This is a genomic window from Saccharothrix sp. DSM 118769, assembly GCF_052936295.1.
Window position 1 is genome coordinate 7,395,071 of the sequence record NZ_CP193627.1, and the last position, 17,295, is coordinate 7,412,365.

Genomic DNA, 17,295 nt, shown 5'->3' on the forward strand with positions numbered 1-17,295 from the left:
CCCCATACTGGTGAGTAGTCACTCGTTCGTGGGTGAGTTCGTGGGTCAGGAGGTCGCGGTGGACGTGCTTCGCGAACGCCTCGGTGCGGCCGTGTTCAGCCGCGTGGCCGGTCCGGACGGCCCGGGGGTGCGCGACCGCATCCACTCGGGCCCGGGGCCGCGCTGGTTCGCCCCGGACAGCCCGATCCGCCGGGTGCACGGCGACGCGGCCATGTTCATCGGCGGCCTGCGCGCCCTGCTGCTCCAGTCGCTGCACCCGCTCGCGATGGCGGGGGTGGCGGGCCACTCGGACTACCGCCAGGACCCGTGGGGACGGCTCCAGCGCACCAGCGCGTTCCTCGCGGTGACCACGTTCGGGCCCGCGGCCGACGCCGAGCGGGCCGTGGCCAGGGTGCGCGGCATCCACCGCCGCGTGCGCGGCACCGCGCCCGACGGCAGGCCGTACCGGGCGGACGACCCGCACCTGCTCGACTGGGTGCACACCGCCGAGGTCGACAGCTTCCTGCGCTGCCACCGGCGCTACGGCTCGACCCGCCTGACGCCCGCCGAGCAGGACGGCTACGTGGCCGACGCGGCGCGGGTGGCGCGCGCCCTGGGCGTGCCCGACCCGCCGACCACGGTGGCCGGCCTGGACGCCCGGCTCGCCGCGTTCCGCCCGGAGCTGCGCGGCACGCGGGAGGCCCGCGACGCCGCCCGCTTCCTGCTGCTCACCCCGCCGCTGCCGGTGCCGGCGCGCCTCCCGTACGCCGCCGTCGCGGCCGCCGCGGCGGCGTCCCTGCCGTGGTGGAGCCGGCTGCCGCTGCGCCTGCCGCTCCTGCCGCTGACGGAGGCGACCGCGGTGCGCCTGGCGGGCCACGGCGTCACCGGCGCGATCCGCTGGCTGCTCCCCCGCCCGGAGGCGACCGGTCACGCCGGCGCGTAGACCACCCCGACGCGCAGGTCACGCCGGCGCGGGCCACCCCGGCGCAGGCTGTCCCGGTGCAGGCTGTCCCGGCGCGCAGGTCACCGCAGGCCCCCTGCGCGCACGCGGCGCGGGATGTCGCGCCCCGGGCCGCACCGCGTCCACGGGGGTCAGCCCCGCGCCGGCAGCCAGGCTCGGGCGGCGGCGGCCAGGGCCGCCGCGCCCAGGTCGAGGGTGGGGCTGACCACCGGGGCGAACAGGGGCGAGTGGTTGGCCGGCTGGGCGGCCACCCTGGCGCGGATGTCGTCGACGGACGTGGCGCCCTCGAACGCCGCCGGGTCGGCGCCGCCCAGCAGCCAGTAGACCAGGGGCGCGCCGGCGGCGGTGGCGAAGACGCCCACGTCCTCGCTGCCGGTGACCGGGCCCGGGTCCACCACGACCGGCACGACCGAGGCGAGGGCCGCGCGGGTCCGCTCGACCGCGTCCGGGTCGTTGACCACGGCCGGGTAGCTCGTCTCGACGACCACCTCGGGCGGTTCGGGCGCGCCGGACGCGTCGGCCTCCGCGCGGGCGATGCGCTCCACGGCGGCCAGCGCGCGGGCCCGCACGTCCGGGTCGTAGGTGCGGACGCTCAGCAGCAGCTCCGCGTCGTCCGGGATGACGTTGGCGACCGTGCCCGCGCGGACCGCGCCGACGGTGACCACGACGGTGTCGGTGGCGGCGGTCTCGCGGGACGCGATGGTCTGCAACCGCAGGACGACCGCCGCGGCCATCACGACCGGGTCCACCGCGGCCTCGGGGCGCGAGCCGTGCCCGCCCCGGCCGCGCAGGGTCACCCGGAGGCTGTCGGCGGCGGCGAACGCCGGGCCGGGGCGCAGGCCGAGCACGCCCGCCGGGATGGGCGCCACGTGCTGCCCCAGCACGACGTCGGGCCGGCCGAAGCGCTCGAACAGCCCGTCGGCGACCATCGCCTCGGCCCCGCCGCCCACCTCCTCGGCGGGCTGGCACACCGCCAGCACCGTGCCCGACCACGACGAGCGGTCGGCGGCCAGCGCCCGGGCCGCGCCGACCAGGCACGTCACGTGCACGTCGTGGCCGCACGCGTGGGCCACCGGCGTGCCGTCGACCACGACCGCGCTGGCGTAGGGCAGGCCGGTCCTCTCCTCCACCGGCAGCGCGTCCATGTCGGCCCGCAGCAGCGCGGTGGGGCCGTCGCCGTTGCGCAGCACCCCGACCACCCCGGTGCCGCCGACGCCCTCGGTCACCTCGAACCCGGCGGCCCGCAGCTCCCGGGCCGCCACCGCGGCCGTGCGCGTCTCGGCGAACCCCAGTTCGGGGTGCTGGTGCAGGTCGCGGTACAGGTCGGCGAGGTCCATGGTGATCACTATCGGCACCGGGTGCGGCGAGTGCAACACCGCCGTCGCGCGGTGGAAACGCGGGATCGGACGAAGTATGCATCGGGAAACGATGCGTCCGCGCCGCACCCGGCGGGTGACCACCCGGGCACAGGCCGTCAACCTGCGGCTTCAACACCGGCGCGGAAGCGCGTACTCCTTTCGCCGATGGACTTGACGAATTCCTGCGGACCATTCCCGCGAGTGCGCTGATACGGTCGCCGTTGTTCTGTCCCAGAGCTTTCCGAAAAGCGCTGCTTTTCCGGGTGCTGCGCACCGGAAAGCTTTCCACCGGGGGCGGTGGAAATTAATCCGAAAGGGGCGGGGGGATCGGTCATGGCCCTCATCACCGATATCGGCACGACACCGCGGGCGGGTGCGGTGCTCGCCGCGTTCGCCGGGTACGGGGCGCTGTGGGGCCCGTACCTGGCGCTGCTGCCGGAGATCAAGCGCGTCACCGGCGCCGGTGACGCGGACCTCGGCGCGGCGCTCCTGGTCGGCGCGCTGGCCGCGATGCCCGCGATGGCCGCCGTGGGCAGGCTGCTCGACCGGTTCGGGCGGCCGGTCGCGGTGACCTCGGCGGCGCTGTTCGCGCTCACCGCGTGCCTGCCGTTCCTGGCCTGGTCGGTGCCGGCGCTCGTGGCCGGGGTCGCGCTGTTCGGGGTCGGCTCCGGCGCGTGCAACGTCGTCGTGCTGGCCCTGGCCGCGAACGCCGAGGCCCGGTCCGGGGCGCGCGTGATGAACCGGGCGCACGCGCTGTTCTGCGTCGGGCTGCTGGTCGGCGGCACGGTGGCGGGCGTCGCGCGGGCGGCGGGGGCGTCGGCCCCGGTGGTGGGCGTCGTGCCCGCCCTCGCGGCTGCGGTCGCGGTCGTCGTGGCGCGCGGACTGGTCCCCGAGCACCTGGCGCGGGGCGGGCCGCGTCGCCGCGCGCGGGTGCGGCCGGACCGCGCGGTGCTGGTGCTGTGCGCGCTCGCGGGCGTGGCGATGCTGGTGGAGAGCGGCGTGCAGCAGTGGAGCGCGGTGTACCTGGCGGAGGTCCTGGGCGCCCCGGTGACCCTGTCGGCCGCGGCACCCGGCGTGTTCGCGGGCGCGATGGCGGTGGGGCGGCTGAGCGGGCACCGGCTGTCCTCGCGGTTCGGCGACCGGGCGCTGCTGGTGGCCTCCGGCGCGCTGTCCGGCGTCGGCGTCCTGCTGCTCGCCCTCGCCCGGACGCCCGAGCTGGGGCTGGCGGCGACCGCGCTCGTCGGCGTCGCCGTCTCGGTCGCCGCGCCCACCGCCTACGGGCTCGTCGGGCGCGGGGCGTCCGACGAGGACCGGGGCGCGGCGCTCGGCTCGGCCGCCTCGCTCGCGGGCGTGGGACCGCTGCTCGGCCCGGCCGCCGTGGGTGGGCTCGCCGGGCACGCCGACCTGCGGGTCGCGGTCGGCGCGCTGCTGGTCGGGTCGGTCCTCATCTGCCTGCTGGCCCTGCGCGCCACGACCCGCGCCCCGGCCACCGCCCCGGCAGGGGCACGACGATGACGGGAGGTGGCGTGGTGGACGTCGTCGCGGGGCTGGGCGGCCTGGACTTCGTGGAGGGCAGGGAGGTGCGGCACCTGGTGGGTGATGTGCCGCTCGCCCCGGACCGGCCGGTGTGCCCGGTGACGACCGCCGGCGGCGGGCGCCGCTGGGTGGTCACCGGGTACCGGGAGAGCCTGGAGCTCCTGCGGGACCGCAGGTTCAGCCGGGCGCGGTCGGCGGAGGCGGTGCACCCGCGCGGGCCGGCGACGCTGATGTCGATCACCGAGTTCGACCCGCCCAGGCACACGGAGGTGCGCGCCCTGCTCGGCGGCGCGTTCTCGGCGCGGCGGGCCGAGCTGCTGCGCCCGTACGCGGAGCGCGTGGCCGGGGAGCTGCTGGACGGCCTCGCGCGGGCGGGCTCGACGGCGGACCTGCTGCACGACTACTGCGCGCCGCTGACGTTCGCCTCGCAGTGCGAGCTGCTCGGCGTGCCCGGACCGCACCGCGAGCGGGTGCGCCGCGCCGCGAACGACCGGCTCGGCCAGCCGGGCGCCACGCGCGAGGAGGTCCACCGCGCCGAGCTGGTGCTGCACGAGGTGGTCGCGGCCGTGCTGCACGACCGCGACCACCCGCCGACCGGGCTGCTCGCCGACCTGGTGGCGGCGCACCGCGACGGCCGGCTGGACGCCGGGGAGCTGACCGGGCTGGCCGCGTCGCTGTTCTTCGACGGGCACGCCCTGTCCGCGGCGCAGATCGCGCACACCGCGCTGTGCCTGCTGTCCCGCCCGGACCTGCTCGACGCGGCGCGGCGGGACCCGGCGCTGCTGGACGCCGCCGTGGAGGAGGCGCTGCGGTACAGCCCCTCGGTCACCACGAGCATGGCGCGCACCGCCGTCGAGGACGTGGAGCTGGGCGGCGAGCTGGTGCAGGCGGGCGAGGAGGTCACCGCGGCGCTGCCGCTGGCCAACCGCGACGGGGACCGGTTCGCCGAGCCCGACGGCTTCGCGCCCGGCCGCACCGGTCGGCACCTGGCGTTCGGCCACGGCACGCACCACTGCATCGGCGCGCACCTGGCGCGGGTGGAGCTGCGGGTCGCGCTGGCCGCCCTGCTGGACCGCGCGCCGGGCCTGCGCCTGGCCGTGCCGGAGGGGGAGCTGCGGTGGACGGTGTCGCCGGCCATGCGGACGTTGGCCGCGCTGCCCGTGCGCTGGTGACGCCGGCGGCGGGGCGGGCGTTATCGGCGGCGCGGGTGTCGAACGCCGTCGAACGGCGTCGAACGGAAAAGGCGGGACCGTCGAACAACGCACGACGACAACCGCGCTGACCTGCGCCGCCGATTTACCGCTGTCGAAACGGTTGCGTTTCCGACACCTCACGGGAAGCATCGTGCCGGGCGATTTGTGCAAAGGAGCGAAATGGCCGGTCCGCGAGGCAACTCAAGAATGGCGCGGTGGTGGGTCGGACTGCTGGCGAGCGCCGTCGCCACCGTCCTGGCCGGTTTCGGCGTCGTCGCCGCGACCAACGCCCAGGCGGCGCCCGGCTGCCGCGTGGCGTACGCGGTGCCGAGCCAGTGGCAGGGCGGGTTCTCCGCCAACGTCGAGGTCACCAACCTCGGCGACCCGGTGTCCGGGTGGCGGCTGACGTGGGCGTTCCCGTCGGGCCAGTCGGTCACCCAGGCGTGGGGCGCGACGGTCACCGCGTCGGGCGCGCAGGTCACGGCGACCAACGCGAGCTGGAACGGCTCGATCGCGACCAACGGCAAGGTGTCGTTCGGCTTCAACGGCACGTGGACGGGCGGCAACACCGCGCCCTCGTCGTTCGCGCTCAACGGCACCACGTGCACCGGGAGCACCAACCCGACGACGACCACCACGACCACGACCACGACGACCACCCCGCCGGCGGGTGACGCGGTGGCGGCCGTGGCGGCGATGCAGCCCGGCTGGAACCTCGGCAACTCGCTCGACGCGACCGGCGCCGACGAGACCTCGTGGGGCAACCCGAGGATCACCGAGGCGCTGCTGGACAACGTCCGCGCGCAGGGCTTCAACAGCATCCGCATCCCGGTCACGTGGGGCCAGCACCAGGGCGGCGCGCCGTCGTACGCGATCGACCCGGCCTACCTGGACCGGGTGAAGGAGGTCGTCGGCTGGGCGCTGGCGGACGGCTTCTACGTGATGCTCAACGTCCACCACGACTCGTGGCAGTGGATCTCGGCCATGCCGGGCGACCGCGCGAACGTGCTGGCCCGCTACAACGCGACGTGGACGCAGCTCGCGAGCGCGTTCCGCGACTCGTCGGACAAGCTCGTCCTGGAGAGCGTGAACGAACCGCAGTTCACCGGCAGCTCCGGCGACGCGCAGAACGCGCAGCTGCTCGACGAGCTGAACACCTCGTTCCACCGGATCGTGCGCGGCTCCGGCGGCGGCAACACCACCCGCCTGCTGGTCCTGCCGTCGCTGCACACGTCGGCCGACCAGGTGCACCTGGACAACCTGAACGCCACGTTCAGCGCACTCGGCGACCGCAACCTGATCGCGACGTTCCACTACTACGGCTACTGGCCGTTCAGCGTGAACATCGCGGGCGGGTACCGCTTCGACGCCACCGCGCAGAAGGACCTGACGGACGCGTTCGACCGCGTGCACGCCACGTTCACCGCACGCGGCATCCCGGTGGTCCTGGGCGAGTACGGCCTGCTGGGCTTCGACCGCCACACCGGCACGATCGAGCAGGGCGAGAAGCTGAAGTTCTTCGAGTTCCTCGGCCACCACGCGAAGACCCGCAAGATCACCACGATGCTGTGGGACAACGGCCAGCACCTCGGCCGCACCTCGTTCCGGTGGAGCGACCCGGAGCTGATCGCGCAGATCGAGTCGAGCTGGACGACCCGGTCCGGCACGGCGTCCACCGACCAGGTGTTCAACCCGAAGTCGTCGGCGGTGAGCGCGAAGACGATCACGCTGAACCTCAACGGGACGTCGTTCACCGGCCTGCGGCACGGCGGCACCGACCTGGTGCGCGGCACGGACTACACCGTGTCGGGCGACCAGCTCACGCTGTCCGCGCCGCTGCTGACCCGGCTGCTCGGGTCGCGGGCGTACGGGGTGAACGCGACGCTGTCGGCGCGCTTCTCGGCCGGCGTGCCGTGGCGGGTCGACCTGGTCACCTACGACCCGCCGGTGCTCCAGGCGGCGACCGGCACGACGGCGGCGTTCGCGATCCCGACCGCGTTCCGCGGCGACAAGCTGGCCACCATGGAGGCGAAGTACGCCGACGGCTCCAACGCCGGGCCGCAGAACTGGACGTCGTTCAAGGAGTACGACTACACCTTCGCACCGGACTACGCGGCGGGCACGACGCTGCTCAAGCCGGAGTTCTTCGCCGAGGTGACCGACGGGGCCCGGGTGACGCTGACGTTCCACTACTGGAGCGGCACGACGGTGACCTACCACGTGACCAAGTCGGGCTCGTCGGTCACCGGCGCCACGGCGTAGAACTGTGGGGTGACGATCGAGGAAGCGCTGGGCGCGCTGGCCGACGGTGACCGGGCACGGGCGCGGGAGGCGGTGCGCGACGCCGCCACCCCGCTCGGCCGGGCCCTGGCCGAGCACCTCGACAGCGCGGCGGGCGGGTCGGTGTACGACCGGCCCGCCGCGTTCGAGGCGTTCGCGGGCGGCGGCGGCAACGTCGCGCTGTACGAGGCGGTCGTGGACGCGCTGGGCGCGCTGTACGACCGCGTGCGGCCCACGACCCTGCTGGACGTCGGCTGCGGTGACGGCCGGGCCTTGCGGCCCGCGCTGGCCCGGCCGCACGCGCCGGTCGGGGTGAGCGTGGTGGAGCCGTCGCGGGCGCTGCTCGACGGCCTGCGGCTGCCCGGCGTGACCGCGTTCCCAGGGCGGGTGCAGGACTTCCTGACCACGACGGGCTCCGCGTACGACGTGGTGCAGTCGACGTTCGCGCTGCACACCGTGCCGCACGGGGAGCGGGACGGCGTGCTGGCCGAGCTGGTGGCGCGCGCCGGCGTGCTGGCGCTGGTCGAGTTCGACGTGCCGGACGTGCCGCACGGGGGCCCCGAGCACCGCGCGTTCCTGGCGGAGACCTACGAGCGCGGCCTGGCCGAGTACGGCGAGGACCGCGACCTCGTCGCGCAGGGCTTCCTGATGCCGGTGCTGACCGGCCAGCTGCTGCCGGGCGCGGTGCGCTCGACCTGGGAGCAGCCGGCGGCGCGGTGGGTGGAGCAGGTGGCGCGGGCGGGCTTCACCGACGTCGCGGTCGAGCCGCTGCACGACTACTGGTCGTCGCCCGCGTTCCTGTTGACCGCGCGCGGAACGGCGTCACCGCGCCCGTGAGGCGGGCCGCCGCGACCGGGTCCGGGTGATGACCAGGACGACCGCCCCCCACCGCGGCCAGGGCGGCGCTGACCCACGGCGCGTCCCGGTGCGCGGCGGCGGCCAGGAGGGGACCCCCGAACGCGCCGGCGGGCACGTGGGCGACCTCGGTGGCGAGGACGGCCAGGTAGGCGAAGGTCGCGGACGTGGCGGCGTTGACGAGGGCCGCGAGGAGCAGCGCCACTCGCGCGGGACGGGTGCGGAGCACGCGCGCCTCCCGCACGATCGACACCTCGGCGGGCGCGGTGGGGTCGGCGTCGGCGTCGGCGAGGCGCGGGTCGCGGAACTCACCGTGGTCCACGCCCCCGCACGCAACCAGGGCGCGCCGGGGAACGTCCACCGGTTCACGCCGCGTCGAGCGACAGCGCGTTCTTGGCCTTCTCCACCGACTCCTCGGACGGAGGGCCGTCGGGGTTCTCCGTCGCGAGCGCCTGGTTGAGCGCGACGAACGGGCGCATGCGCCGCTCGTAGGCGGCGAACGCCTCCTCGTGCGGGGCGCGGCCCAGTTCCTCGGCCAGCACGTACGCGCCGACCAGGGCGAGGCCGCTGCCCTGCCCGGACATCACCGACGCGCAGTAGCCCGCGTCGCCGACCAGCGCGACCCGGCCCGCGCTCCACCGGTCGAGGTGGACCTGCGCCACGGCGTCGAAGTAGAACGCCTCCGCGTCGGCCATGTGCCCCAGCAGCCTCGGCACCTCCCAGCCGACGCCCGCGAGCCTCGACGCCACCAGCGCCTTCTGCGCGGCCACGTCCCGGTGGTCGTGGTCGAGCCGCTCCGCGCCGAACCCGAGCGTCACGCGCAGCTCGCTGTTGCCGCGCACCGGGTACACCACGCCGCCGGCCCGCTCGGTGCGGAACCACACCTGCCAGTCCTCCAGGCCCAGCACGTTCGGCGCGGGGAAGATCGCCAGGTACTGCCCCAGGTGCCGGGTGAAGTCCTCCTCCGGCCCGAACGCGAGCCGCCGCACGGCCGAGTGCGCGCCGTCCGCGCCGATCACGTGGTCGAACGTGCGGGGCCCGCCGCGCGCGAACTCCACCCGCACGCCGCGCTCGTCCTGCTCCAGGGCGGTGATCCGGTCACCGAACACGTACTCCGCGCCGGTGGTCGCGCCCATCAGCAGCGTCACCAGGTCCTCGCGCAGCAGCTCGACGTCCTCGCTGTCGACCCGGCCGCTGCTCCACGCGACCTCCTCGCTGCGGAACAGCTCGGTACCCGTGCCGTCGACCAGGGACATGCCGCGCATCCGGGTGCGGGCGGCCCGGACCTGCCCGCCCAGGCCCATCCGGTCGACCACGTCGAGCGCGACACCGCGCACGTCGACCGCCTGCCCGCCCGGCCGCACGCCCGGCGCGCGTTCGACCACGGTGACCGGGAAGCCCCGCCGGCCCAGCCAGTGCGCCAGGGCCGTGCCCGCGATCCCCGCACCGGAGACCAGGACGTTCCGCATGGTGTTCCCCCTGCTGCCCACGTACGCCGCACCGGTTGCCGCGTACGCCGCACACGGTGGCACCAGCTGCGAAGACGTGCCAAAACTGGGCTAGTACAGTCCACGCTCTGCACTAGTACAGGGGGATGGCGTGAAGTACTCGGGGATCGCGGCCGAGCTGCGGCGGCGGATCGAGGCGGGCGGGCTGCCGCCGGGGGCGAGGGTGCCGTCGACGCGGCAGGTCGCGGCCGAGTTCGGCGTGGCCGCCGCCACCGCCGCCAGGGCGCTGGCGGAGCTGGCGCGGCAGGGCGTGGTGCGGGCCGAACCGCGCTCGGGCACGGTGGTGGCGGGCCCGGCGCGGGCCGCCGCACCCCCGCGCACCGCACAGGCACGAGCGACGCGGGCACGCACCGCGCCGGCGCGCGAGCTGACCACCGACCGGGTCGTGCGCGCCGCCGTCGCCATCGCCGACGCCGAGGGGCTGGCCGCGCTGTCCATGCGCGGCGTCGCGGCCCGGCTCGGCGTGGCGGCGATGACGCCCTACCGGTACGTCACGGGCAAGGACGAGCTGGTCCTGCTCATGGCCGACGCCGCGTACGGCGAGCGCGGCTACCCGGCCGACCCGCCGGCCGACTGGCGCGCCCGGCTGGAGCTGGCCGGCCGCACGCTGTGGTCGCTGCACCGGCGGCACCCGTGGCTCGCCTCGATCGGGCCGATCACCCGCCCGCTGCCGCTGCCGAACCTGATGGTGCACGCCGAGTTCGTGCTCGCCGCGCTCGACACCTTCGACCTGGACGTGCACGCGATGTTCGACCTGCACGTGCTGCTGTTCAGCTACGTCCAGGGCATCGCGGTGCACCTGGAGCGCGAGCAGCAGGCGCGCGGCGAGTCCGGGGTCGACCACGAGGAGTGGGTCGAGTCCCGGATGCCGGCGCTGACCGCCATCCGGGACACCGGCGGGCACCCGACGTTCGCCCGGGTGCTGACCACCCTGGCCGACGTCGGGTACGACCTCGTGCTGGACGACCTGTTCGAGCTGGGCTGGGCGTCCCTGCTGGACGGCCTCGCCCTCAGGTACGGGCGCGGGCAGTAAGGCCGAGCGGGCGGGTCGCTAGTCCCCGATCGCCTCCAGCAGCGGTACCACCTGCTCGACGGCGTAGGGCGCGCTCAGCACGGTGTTGAACGACATGGCCGCGCCGATCGGCGGGTCCGTGTAGGTGAGGAACAGGTCGCGCCCCTCCGCCGCCACGCCCAGTCGCCGGTAGGCGGGCGCGGACTCGACGCGGTCCCACGCGGAGCGGTCGGACATCAGCCACACCAGGCGGTCGGCGTCGAGCAGGCCGAGCCGGTCCTCGCTCAGCTCGGCCACGTTGTTGTCGTCCGCCAGCGCGCCGACCCCGCCGGAGGGCGTGAAGCCCAGCTCAGCCAGGAAGGCGGTCTTCGGGTCGGTCGGCGCGAACGCGGAGTACACGCCGGGCGCGAAGCTGTCGGCCACGACCACCGTCTTGCCCGCCCACCCGGGGTGCGCGGCCCGGACCTCGGCGAACCGCGCCTCGACGCCGTCGACCAGCGCCCGCGCCGCCGCCTCCTTGCCCAGCGCGCGGCCGATGTGCAGGGTCTGCTCGCGCCACGGCACGCCGTAGTCCGGGAACCCCGCGGGCTGGGCGACGACCGGTGCGATCTCCGACAGCGCGTCGTACTGCTCCCGCCTCATGCCGGAGTACGCGGCGACGATCAGGTCGGGGTCGAGCGAGGCGACCTTCTCCAGGTCGTACCCGTCGCGCTCGCCGACGACCTCGGGCCGGGTGCCGCCCCACAGCGGCTCCGTCCACGGCCAGCTGCCGTAGGGGCGCTCCTTGAACCAGTCCACGACGCCGACCGGCTTGACGCCCAGGGCCAGCACGGGTTCCTGGTCGGACAGGCCGAGCGTGACGACCCTCTCCGGCGCCGCCCCGATCGCGGTCGTGCCGTACTTGTGCTCGACCGACACCGGGAACGCGCCGCGCGCGGCGGGGGCGGGCGGGCCGGTGGTGCTCGCGGCGGCGTCCTCGTCGTCACCGCCCCCGCAGGCTGCGAGCGCCAGCGCGGCGGCCGAGAGAACCGCGACGAGCGTGGACCTGGTGGACATCGGGACCCCTCCGAGGAGCGCGGCGGAACGCACGGCGGTGCGGTTCGGGCGACCTGCCGAACTCCCCGGGACGTTAGCTCACGGGCGAGGCGCTCACCGCGTACCGGGGCTGCGCGGGGACCGGCGCCGCGCCCGCCACCAGCCCTTTCCGGTCGAGCACCGACTGGAGGATCTCGCCGACCCGCACGGAGGTGTTGGACAGCAGCGACGAGGAGATGCCGTGCGTGTGCTCGGTGCCGCCCTGGAGGTACAGGCCCGCGAGGACGTCGTCGTCGGTGTCCAGGCGGTAGTCGCGGCCGACGACGAGCCGGCCGCCCGCGTCCCGGGCGCAGCGGGCCGCGAGGTCGCCGAGCAGCGCGGTGGGGTCGGCCTCGCGGTAGCCGGTGGCGTAGACCACCACGTCGGCGTCGAGCACCTCCCGCTCGCCGGTGGACAGCGACTCGACGGTGACGCGCAGCCCGTCCCGGCCGTCGTCCAGCTCGGCCACCCGGGACAGGTTGAGCAGCCGCAGGCGTTGCGCGCCCAGCACCTTCTCCCGGTAGACCCGGCGGTACAGCTCGGCGATCAGGTCGTTGTCGACGACCGCGTAGTTGGTGTTGGCGTGGTAGTCCATGAGCCGGCGCTTGACGTGGTCGGGCGCGCCGAAGTAGTCGTCCACCGCGCCCGGGTCGAAGATCCGGTTGGCGAACGGGCTGTCGTCGGCCGGGCTGTAGCCGTAGCGCGCGAACACCGCGCACACCTCGGCGTTCGGGAAGTGCTCGTGCAGGAACGCGGTGACCTCGGCCCCGCTCTGCCCGGCGCCGACCACGACCAGCCGCTCCGGGTCGGTCAGCGAGCGCACGCGGTGCAGGAAGTCGCGGTTGTGCCAGACCCGGTCGGACGGCAGCACGCCGTCCGGCAGGCTGGCCGTCAGGCCGGTGGCCAGCACCAGGTTGCGGGCGCGCAGCACCTCCACCGCGCCCGAGGGGGTGCGGGAGGCGACGTCGAAGTGCGTGGTGACGCCGTCCTCGACGACGGGGCGCACCTCGACCACGTCGTGCCCGTAGGACACCAGGTCGTCGACGCGCGCGGCGGCCCACTCGAAGTAGTCGTGGAACTCCACCCGCAGCGGGAACATGTTCTTGTGGTTGATGAAGTCGACCAGCCGGCCCTTGGCGTGCAGGTAGCTCAGGAAGGTGAAGGTGCTGTTGGGGTTGCGCAGCGTCACCAGGTCCTTGAGGAACGACACCTGCATGGTGGCGTCGTCGATCAGCATCCCCCGGTGCCACCCGAACGTCGCCTGGCGCTCCACGAAGTGGGCGGTCACCACGTCTTCGGCCGCCGCGGCGGCGTTGTGCTCCGTGATGGCGATGGCGAGGGCCAGGTTGGAGGGCCCGAAGCCGACGCCGAGGACGTCGAAGACCGGTGGCTGTGGCATGGCTGTCCCATCGGTGCGACAACAGGGAAGATCGAACTTTGGTTACCCTAACCTAAGTTGACGCCCAGCGGGAGTGATCCAGCCCTCCTCCTTGCGTTAGGGTAGCCTCACCTGATCTTTCGCGGAAGGCGGGCATCGGGGTGAATGCGGTTCTCCGGGAAGCCGTGGTCGGCCAGTGGAGACCGGTGACCCTGGCCTCCGTGCTCGGCGCGGCCCACCAAGCGGGCGAGGCCGCGGTGCCGCTGCTCATCGGCGTGGTGATCGACGAGGCCGTGCGCACCGGCGCGGGCGGGCGGCTCGCGTGGTGGATCGGCGTGCTCGCGGTCGTGTTCGCCGTGCTGTCGCTGAGCTTCCGGTTCTCCCTGCGGTGCGGCGAGCGGGCCGCCAACCTGGCCGCGCACGACGTGCGCACCCGCCTGGCCGCGCGCGTGCTGTCCCCGGACGGCGGGGGCGGGCACGGCCGGCTGTCCGGCGAACTAGCCGCCATCGCCACCGGCGACGCCCAGCGCGTCGGGCAGGTCACCCTCGCGCTGTCCACCGCGGTCGCCGCCGTTGTCGGGCTGCTGGTGGGCGCGGTCGCGCTGCTCCGGGTCTCCGTCGCGCTCGGCCTGCTGGTCCTGGTGGCCGCGCCCGTGCTGCTGCTGTGCGCGCACCTGCTGGGCAAACCGCTCGAACGGCGCAGCGACGCCGAGCAGGACCGGGCCGCGCTGGCCTCCGGCGTGGCCGCCGACCTGGTGGCCGGGCTGCGCGCCCTCAAGGGCATCGGCGCGGAGGCCGCCGCGGCCCGGCGGTACCGGGTGACGAGCCGGTCGTCCGCGGCGGCGGCGATCCGGGCCGCCCGGTCCCGCGCCTGGCTCGACGGTTCGATGATCGCCATGACCGGCGTGTTCCTGGCCGTCGTCGCCCTGGTCGGCGGTCGCCTGGCCGCGTCCGGCGCCATCACCGCGGGCGAGCTGGTCGCCGCGGTCGGCCTGGCCCAGTTCCTGCTGTGGCCGCTCGCGGTCTTCTCGTGGGTCAACGGGCTGTTCGCCCAGGGCCGCGCGTCGGCCGCCCGGGTCGCCGAGGTGCTCGCCGCTCCCCCGGCCGTGCCGCCGGGCCCCGCCTCCCCCGACCGGGTCGCGGACCGGGTCGCCGGCCGGGTCGAGCTGGTCGACGTGGTGTCGGGGACGCTGCGCGGCGTCACGCTGTCGGTCGAGCCGGGCGAGCTGCTCGGCGTGGTGGCGCGGGACGCGGCGGACGCGGTGTCGCTGCTGGCCGTGCTGGCGCGCGACGTGGACCCGGTGTCGGGCTCGGCGGCGCTGGACGGCGTCCCGCTGCCCTCGCTGGGCGGTGCGGCGCTGCGGTCGGCGCTGCTGGTGGCCGCGCACGACGCCGACCTGTTCGAGGGGACGGTGCGGGAGAACATCGCGGCCGGCGGCGGGCGCGTGGCCGAGGCGGTGGCGGCGGCCGGGGTGGACGACGTCGCGCGCGCCCTGCCCGACGGCCTGGACACGCCGGTGTCCGAGCGCGGCCGGTCGCTGTCCGGCGGGCAGCGGCAGCGGGTCGCGCTGGCGCGGGCGCTCGCCGCCGACCCGCCGGTGCTGGTGGTGCACGACCCGACGACCGCCGTGGACGCGGTGACCGAGGTGGCGCTGGCCGACGGGATCAGGCGGGTCCGGGCGGGCCGCACGACGGTCGTGGTGGCGACCGGCCCCGCCCTGCTGGCCGCGGCCGACCGGGTGGTGTTCCTGGCGGGCGGCGAGGTCGTCGCCTCCGGCGCGCACGCCGACCTGCTGGCGCGCCAGGACTACCGCCCGGTGGTGCTCGGGTGAGGGGCCCCGCGCGCGACCTGCTGGCGACCGCGTCGGGCCGGCGCACCCGGGCCGCGGTCGGCGAACTCCTGCGGCCCCGGCGCGGCCTGGCGTGGGCGGCGTTCCTGGTGCTGTTCGCGGGCACCGCGGTCGGCCTGCTCACCGCGCCCGTCCTCGGCCGGGTCGTGGACGTCGTGGGCACCGGCTCCACCGACATCACCCCGCTCGTCGTGGTGCTCGCCCTGGTGGCCGCGGTGCAGGGCGCGTCGACCGCGGTCGGCACGGCGCTGGTCGCGCGGCTGGGCGAGGGCGCGCTGGCCGACCTGCGCGAGCGGTTCGTCGACCGCGCCCTGCACCTGCCGCTGGAGCGGGTCGAGGAGGCGGGCGCGGGCGACCTGACCTCGCGGGTGACCCGGGACGTGCAGGTCGTCGCCGACGCGGTGCGCACCGCGCTGCCGACCGTGGCGCGGTCGGCGCTGACCATCGCGCTGACCGTCGTCGGCATCGCCGTGCTCGACTGGCGGTTCCTCCTCCCCGTGCTGCTCGCGCTGCCGGTCCACGTGCACACCGTGCGCTGGTACGGCGGGCGGGCCGTGCGGGTGTACGCGGCGCAGCGGGTCGCGGTCGGCGCGCAGCAGCAGCAACTGCTGGACTCGATCGGCGGTGCGGCGACCGTGCGGGCGTTCGGGCTGACCGACGAGCACGTGGCCCGCGTCGACGCGCGGTCGCGCGAGGCGGTGGACCTGGCGCTGCGCGGCACCGGGCTGCTGACGTCGTTCTTCGGGCGGCTCAACCTGGCCGAGTTCATCGGCCTCGCCGGGGTGCTGGTGACCGGTTTCCTGCTGGTCGGCGACGGTTCCGCGTCGGTCGGCACGGCCACCGCCGCTGCCCTGTACCTGCACGGCCTGTTCAACCCGGTCAACGCCGCGCTGGCGCTGGCCGACGACGCGCAGGCCGCGACCGCGTCGCTGTCCCGGCTGGTGGGCGTCGCGGACGAGGCCGTGCCGCCGACCGGGGGCCGGGTGCGGCCGGCGGACGGCGCGGTGAAGCTGGCCGGGGTCGGCCACTCCTACGTGCCCGGCCACCCCGTGCTGCGGGACGTGGACCTGGAGCTGGCCGCCGGGGAGCGGGTGGCGCTGGTCGGCGCGTCGGGCGCGGGCAAGACGACGCTCGCCAAGATCGTCGCGGGCGTGCACGAGCCCACCACCGGCGTCGTCGCGATCGGCGGCGTCGACCTCGGTTCGGCGGTCCGCTCGGTCGCCCTGGTCACCCAGGAGGTGCACGTGTTCGCCGGTCCGCTGGTCGACGACCTGCGCCTGGCCCGGCCGTCGGCCGGTGACGACGAGATCGCCGACGCCCTGGCGCGGGTGGGCGCGCTCGGCTGGGCCACCGCCCTGCCGGACGGCCTGGCCACCGTCGTCGGCGAGGGCGGGCACCGGCTCACCGTGGTGCGGGCGCAGCAGCTCGCGCTGGCGAGGCTCGTCCTGGCCGACCCGCCGGTGGCGGTCCTCGACGAGGCGACGGCGGACGCGGGCAGCGCGGGCGCGCGGGAGCTGGAGGCCGCCGCGGAGCGCGCGCTGGAGGGCCGCACGGCGCTGCTCGTGGCGCACCGCCTGACCCAGGCGGTGACGGCGGACCGGGTGGTCGTGCTGGAGGCCGGCCGGGTCGTGGAGACGGGGACGCACGACGAGCTGCTCGCGGCGGGCGGGCGCTACGCCGAGCTGTGGGCGGCCTGGTCGGGCGCGAGGTCCTGACCCGCGTCAGGCGCGCGGCGGCGGGATGTCGTGCGCCGCGGACCCGTCGTCACGCGGTCCGGGCCCGTCGTCACGCGGCCCGGGGCCGTCGTCACGCGGCCCGGGGCCGTCGTCACGCGGTCCGGGCCTGTCCTCGCGCGTCGCGGACCCGCCACGCCTCACGGGCTCGTCGTCGCGGGTGCCGGCGGCCCCGACCTGCGCCTGCTCCTCGGCGATCTCCTTGTTGAGGAAGTAGTTCAGCACCGTGCGGATGGCCGCGATGGCGGCGAGCTGACCGATGTCCTCGAAGCTCGGCGACACCGCCGTGCGCAGGATGTCGCCCGCCAGCTGGAACTCCAGCCCCAGCACCAGGAACCTGCCCAGGGACAGCCTGATCGGCGTGAACACCGACGTGTTGCGGTGCCGCGCGCCCTCCACGACCATCCGGGCCAGCGCCCACAGCGCGCCCACCGCGATGATCCCGGCGCCCGCCGCCTCGATCACGCGGACCAGCACGCCGATGACCTCGCGGAGCGTCTCCTCGTCCACGGCCCACCTCCACGGGGGTCCTTACCCGTGGTCGGCCGGCGGCGAAACCCCGAGCCGCCCCCGGCCGG

14 protein-coding genes are annotated in these 17,295 nt (G+C 75.7%); 8 read left to right on the forward strand and 6 right to left on the reverse strand.

Annotated elements, in window-relative coordinates; all coding sequences use genetic code 11:
• Positions 1–28 precede the first annotated feature (28 nt).
• The gene (locus tag ACRAKJ_RS30835) at positions 29–922 is read left to right on the forward strand and encodes an oxygenase MpaB family protein (protein WP_438921579.1); all 894 of its coding nucleotides are present in this window, start codon (positions 29–31) and stop codon (positions 920–922) included.
• A gap of 149 nt (positions 923–1,071) precedes the next feature.
• Here the strand turns inward: ACRAKJ_RS30835 and ACRAKJ_RS30840 are convergent, their stop codons facing one another.
• The gene (locus ACRAKJ_RS30840) at positions 1,072–2,277 is read right to left on the reverse strand and encodes an amidohydrolase (protein ID WP_438921580.1); all 1,206 of its coding nucleotides are present in this window, start codon (positions 2,275–2,277) and stop codon (positions 1,072–1,074) included.
• 354 nt (positions 2,278–2,631) lie between these two features.
• On the opposite strand from ACRAKJ_RS30840, the gene ACRAKJ_RS30845 reads away from it, so the two are divergent.
• From ACRAKJ_RS30845 to ACRAKJ_RS30860, 4 genes are all read left to right on the forward strand, one after another.
• A complete protein-coding gene (locus ACRAKJ_RS30845; RefSeq protein WP_438921581.1) occupies positions 2,632–3,813 on the forward strand; it encodes an MFS transporter in 1,182 nt (393 codons plus the stop codon).
• Between the two features lie 14 nt (positions 3,814–3,827).
• Complete coding sequence (locus ACRAKJ_RS30850; RefSeq protein WP_438921582.1) at positions 3,828–5,006, forward strand: cytochrome P450; 1,179 nt, start codon at positions 3,828–3,830, stop codon at positions 5,004–5,006.
• A 201-nt stretch (positions 5,007–5,207) separates the two neighbouring features.
• Positions 5,208–7,289 carry a cellulase family glycosylhydrolase gene (locus ACRAKJ_RS30855; RefSeq protein WP_438921583.1) on the forward strand — a complete coding sequence of 694 codons (2,082 nt, stop codon included), beginning with the start codon at positions 5,208–5,210 and terminating at the stop codon, positions 7,287–7,289.
• Between the two features lie 9 nt (positions 7,290–7,298).
• Positions 7,299–8,144: a class I SAM-dependent methyltransferase gene (locus ACRAKJ_RS30860; RefSeq protein WP_438921584.1), complete on the forward strand. Its 846-nt coding sequence runs from the start codon at positions 7,299–7,301 to the stop codon at positions 8,142–8,144.
• On the opposite strand, the gene ACRAKJ_RS30865 is transcribed toward ACRAKJ_RS30860, so the two are convergent.
• Complete coding sequence (locus ACRAKJ_RS30865) at positions 8,053–8,484, reverse strand: hypothetical protein (RefSeq protein WP_438921585.1); 432 nt, start codon at positions 8,482–8,484, stop codon at positions 8,053–8,055. The genes ACRAKJ_RS30860 and ACRAKJ_RS30865 overlap by 92 nt on opposite strands.
• 43 nt (positions 8,485–8,527) lie before the next feature.
• Positions 8,528–9,631 (reverse strand): FAD-dependent monooxygenase, encoded by a 1,104-nt coding sequence (locus tag ACRAKJ_RS30870; RefSeq protein ID WP_438921586.1) that lies wholly within the window; start codon positions 9,629–9,631, stop codon positions 8,528–8,530.
• Between the two features lie 130 nt (positions 9,632–9,761).
• Here ACRAKJ_RS30870 and ACRAKJ_RS30875 point away from each other — a divergent pair, with 130 nt between their 5' ends.
• The gene (locus ACRAKJ_RS30875) at positions 9,762–10,703 is read left to right on the forward strand and encodes a GntR family transcriptional regulator (protein WP_438921587.1); all 942 of its coding nucleotides are present in this window, start codon (positions 9,762–9,764) and stop codon (positions 10,701–10,703) included.
• An 18-nt stretch (positions 10,704–10,721) separates the two neighbouring features.
• Here the strand turns inward: ACRAKJ_RS30875 and ACRAKJ_RS30880 are convergent, their stop codons facing one another.
• Both ACRAKJ_RS30880 and ACRAKJ_RS30885 read right to left on the reverse strand, forming a co-directional pair.
• Entirely contained in the window at positions 10,722–11,738 is a 1,017-nt protein-coding gene (locus ACRAKJ_RS30880; RefSeq protein WP_438921588.1) for an ABC transporter substrate-binding protein, read from the reverse strand.
• A gap of 73 nt (positions 11,739–11,811) precedes the next feature.
• The gene (locus ACRAKJ_RS30885; protein WP_438921589.1) at positions 11,812–13,155 is read right to left on the reverse strand and encodes a SidA/IucD/PvdA family monooxygenase; all 1,344 of its coding nucleotides are present in this window, start codon (positions 13,153–13,155) and stop codon (positions 11,812–11,814) included.
• A gap of 185 nt (positions 13,156–13,340) precedes the next feature.
• Here ACRAKJ_RS30885 and ACRAKJ_RS30890 point away from each other — a divergent pair, with 185 nt between their 5' ends.
• The gene (locus ACRAKJ_RS30890; protein WP_438921590.1) at positions 13,341–14,966 is read left to right on the forward strand and encodes an ABC transporter transmembrane domain-containing protein; all 1,626 of its coding nucleotides are present in this window, start codon (positions 13,341–13,343) and stop codon (positions 14,964–14,966) included.
• The gene (locus ACRAKJ_RS30895) at positions 14,963–16,699 is read left to right on the forward strand and encodes an ABC transporter transmembrane domain-containing protein (protein ID WP_438921591.1); all 1,737 of its coding nucleotides are present in this window, start codon (positions 14,963–14,965) and stop codon (positions 16,697–16,699) included. The genes ACRAKJ_RS30890 and ACRAKJ_RS30895 overlap by 4 nt, the downstream gene beginning before the upstream one ends.
• Before the next feature lie 6 nt (positions 16,700–16,705).
• On the opposite strand, the gene ACRAKJ_RS30900 is transcribed toward ACRAKJ_RS30895, so the two are convergent.
• Positions 16,706–17,227, reverse strand: a complete 522-nt coding sequence (locus ACRAKJ_RS30900) for a DUF1622 domain-containing protein (RefSeq protein ID WP_438921592.1) — start codon at positions 17,225–17,227, stop codon at positions 16,706–16,708.
• Between the last annotated feature and the right edge of the window lie 68 nt (positions 17,228–17,295).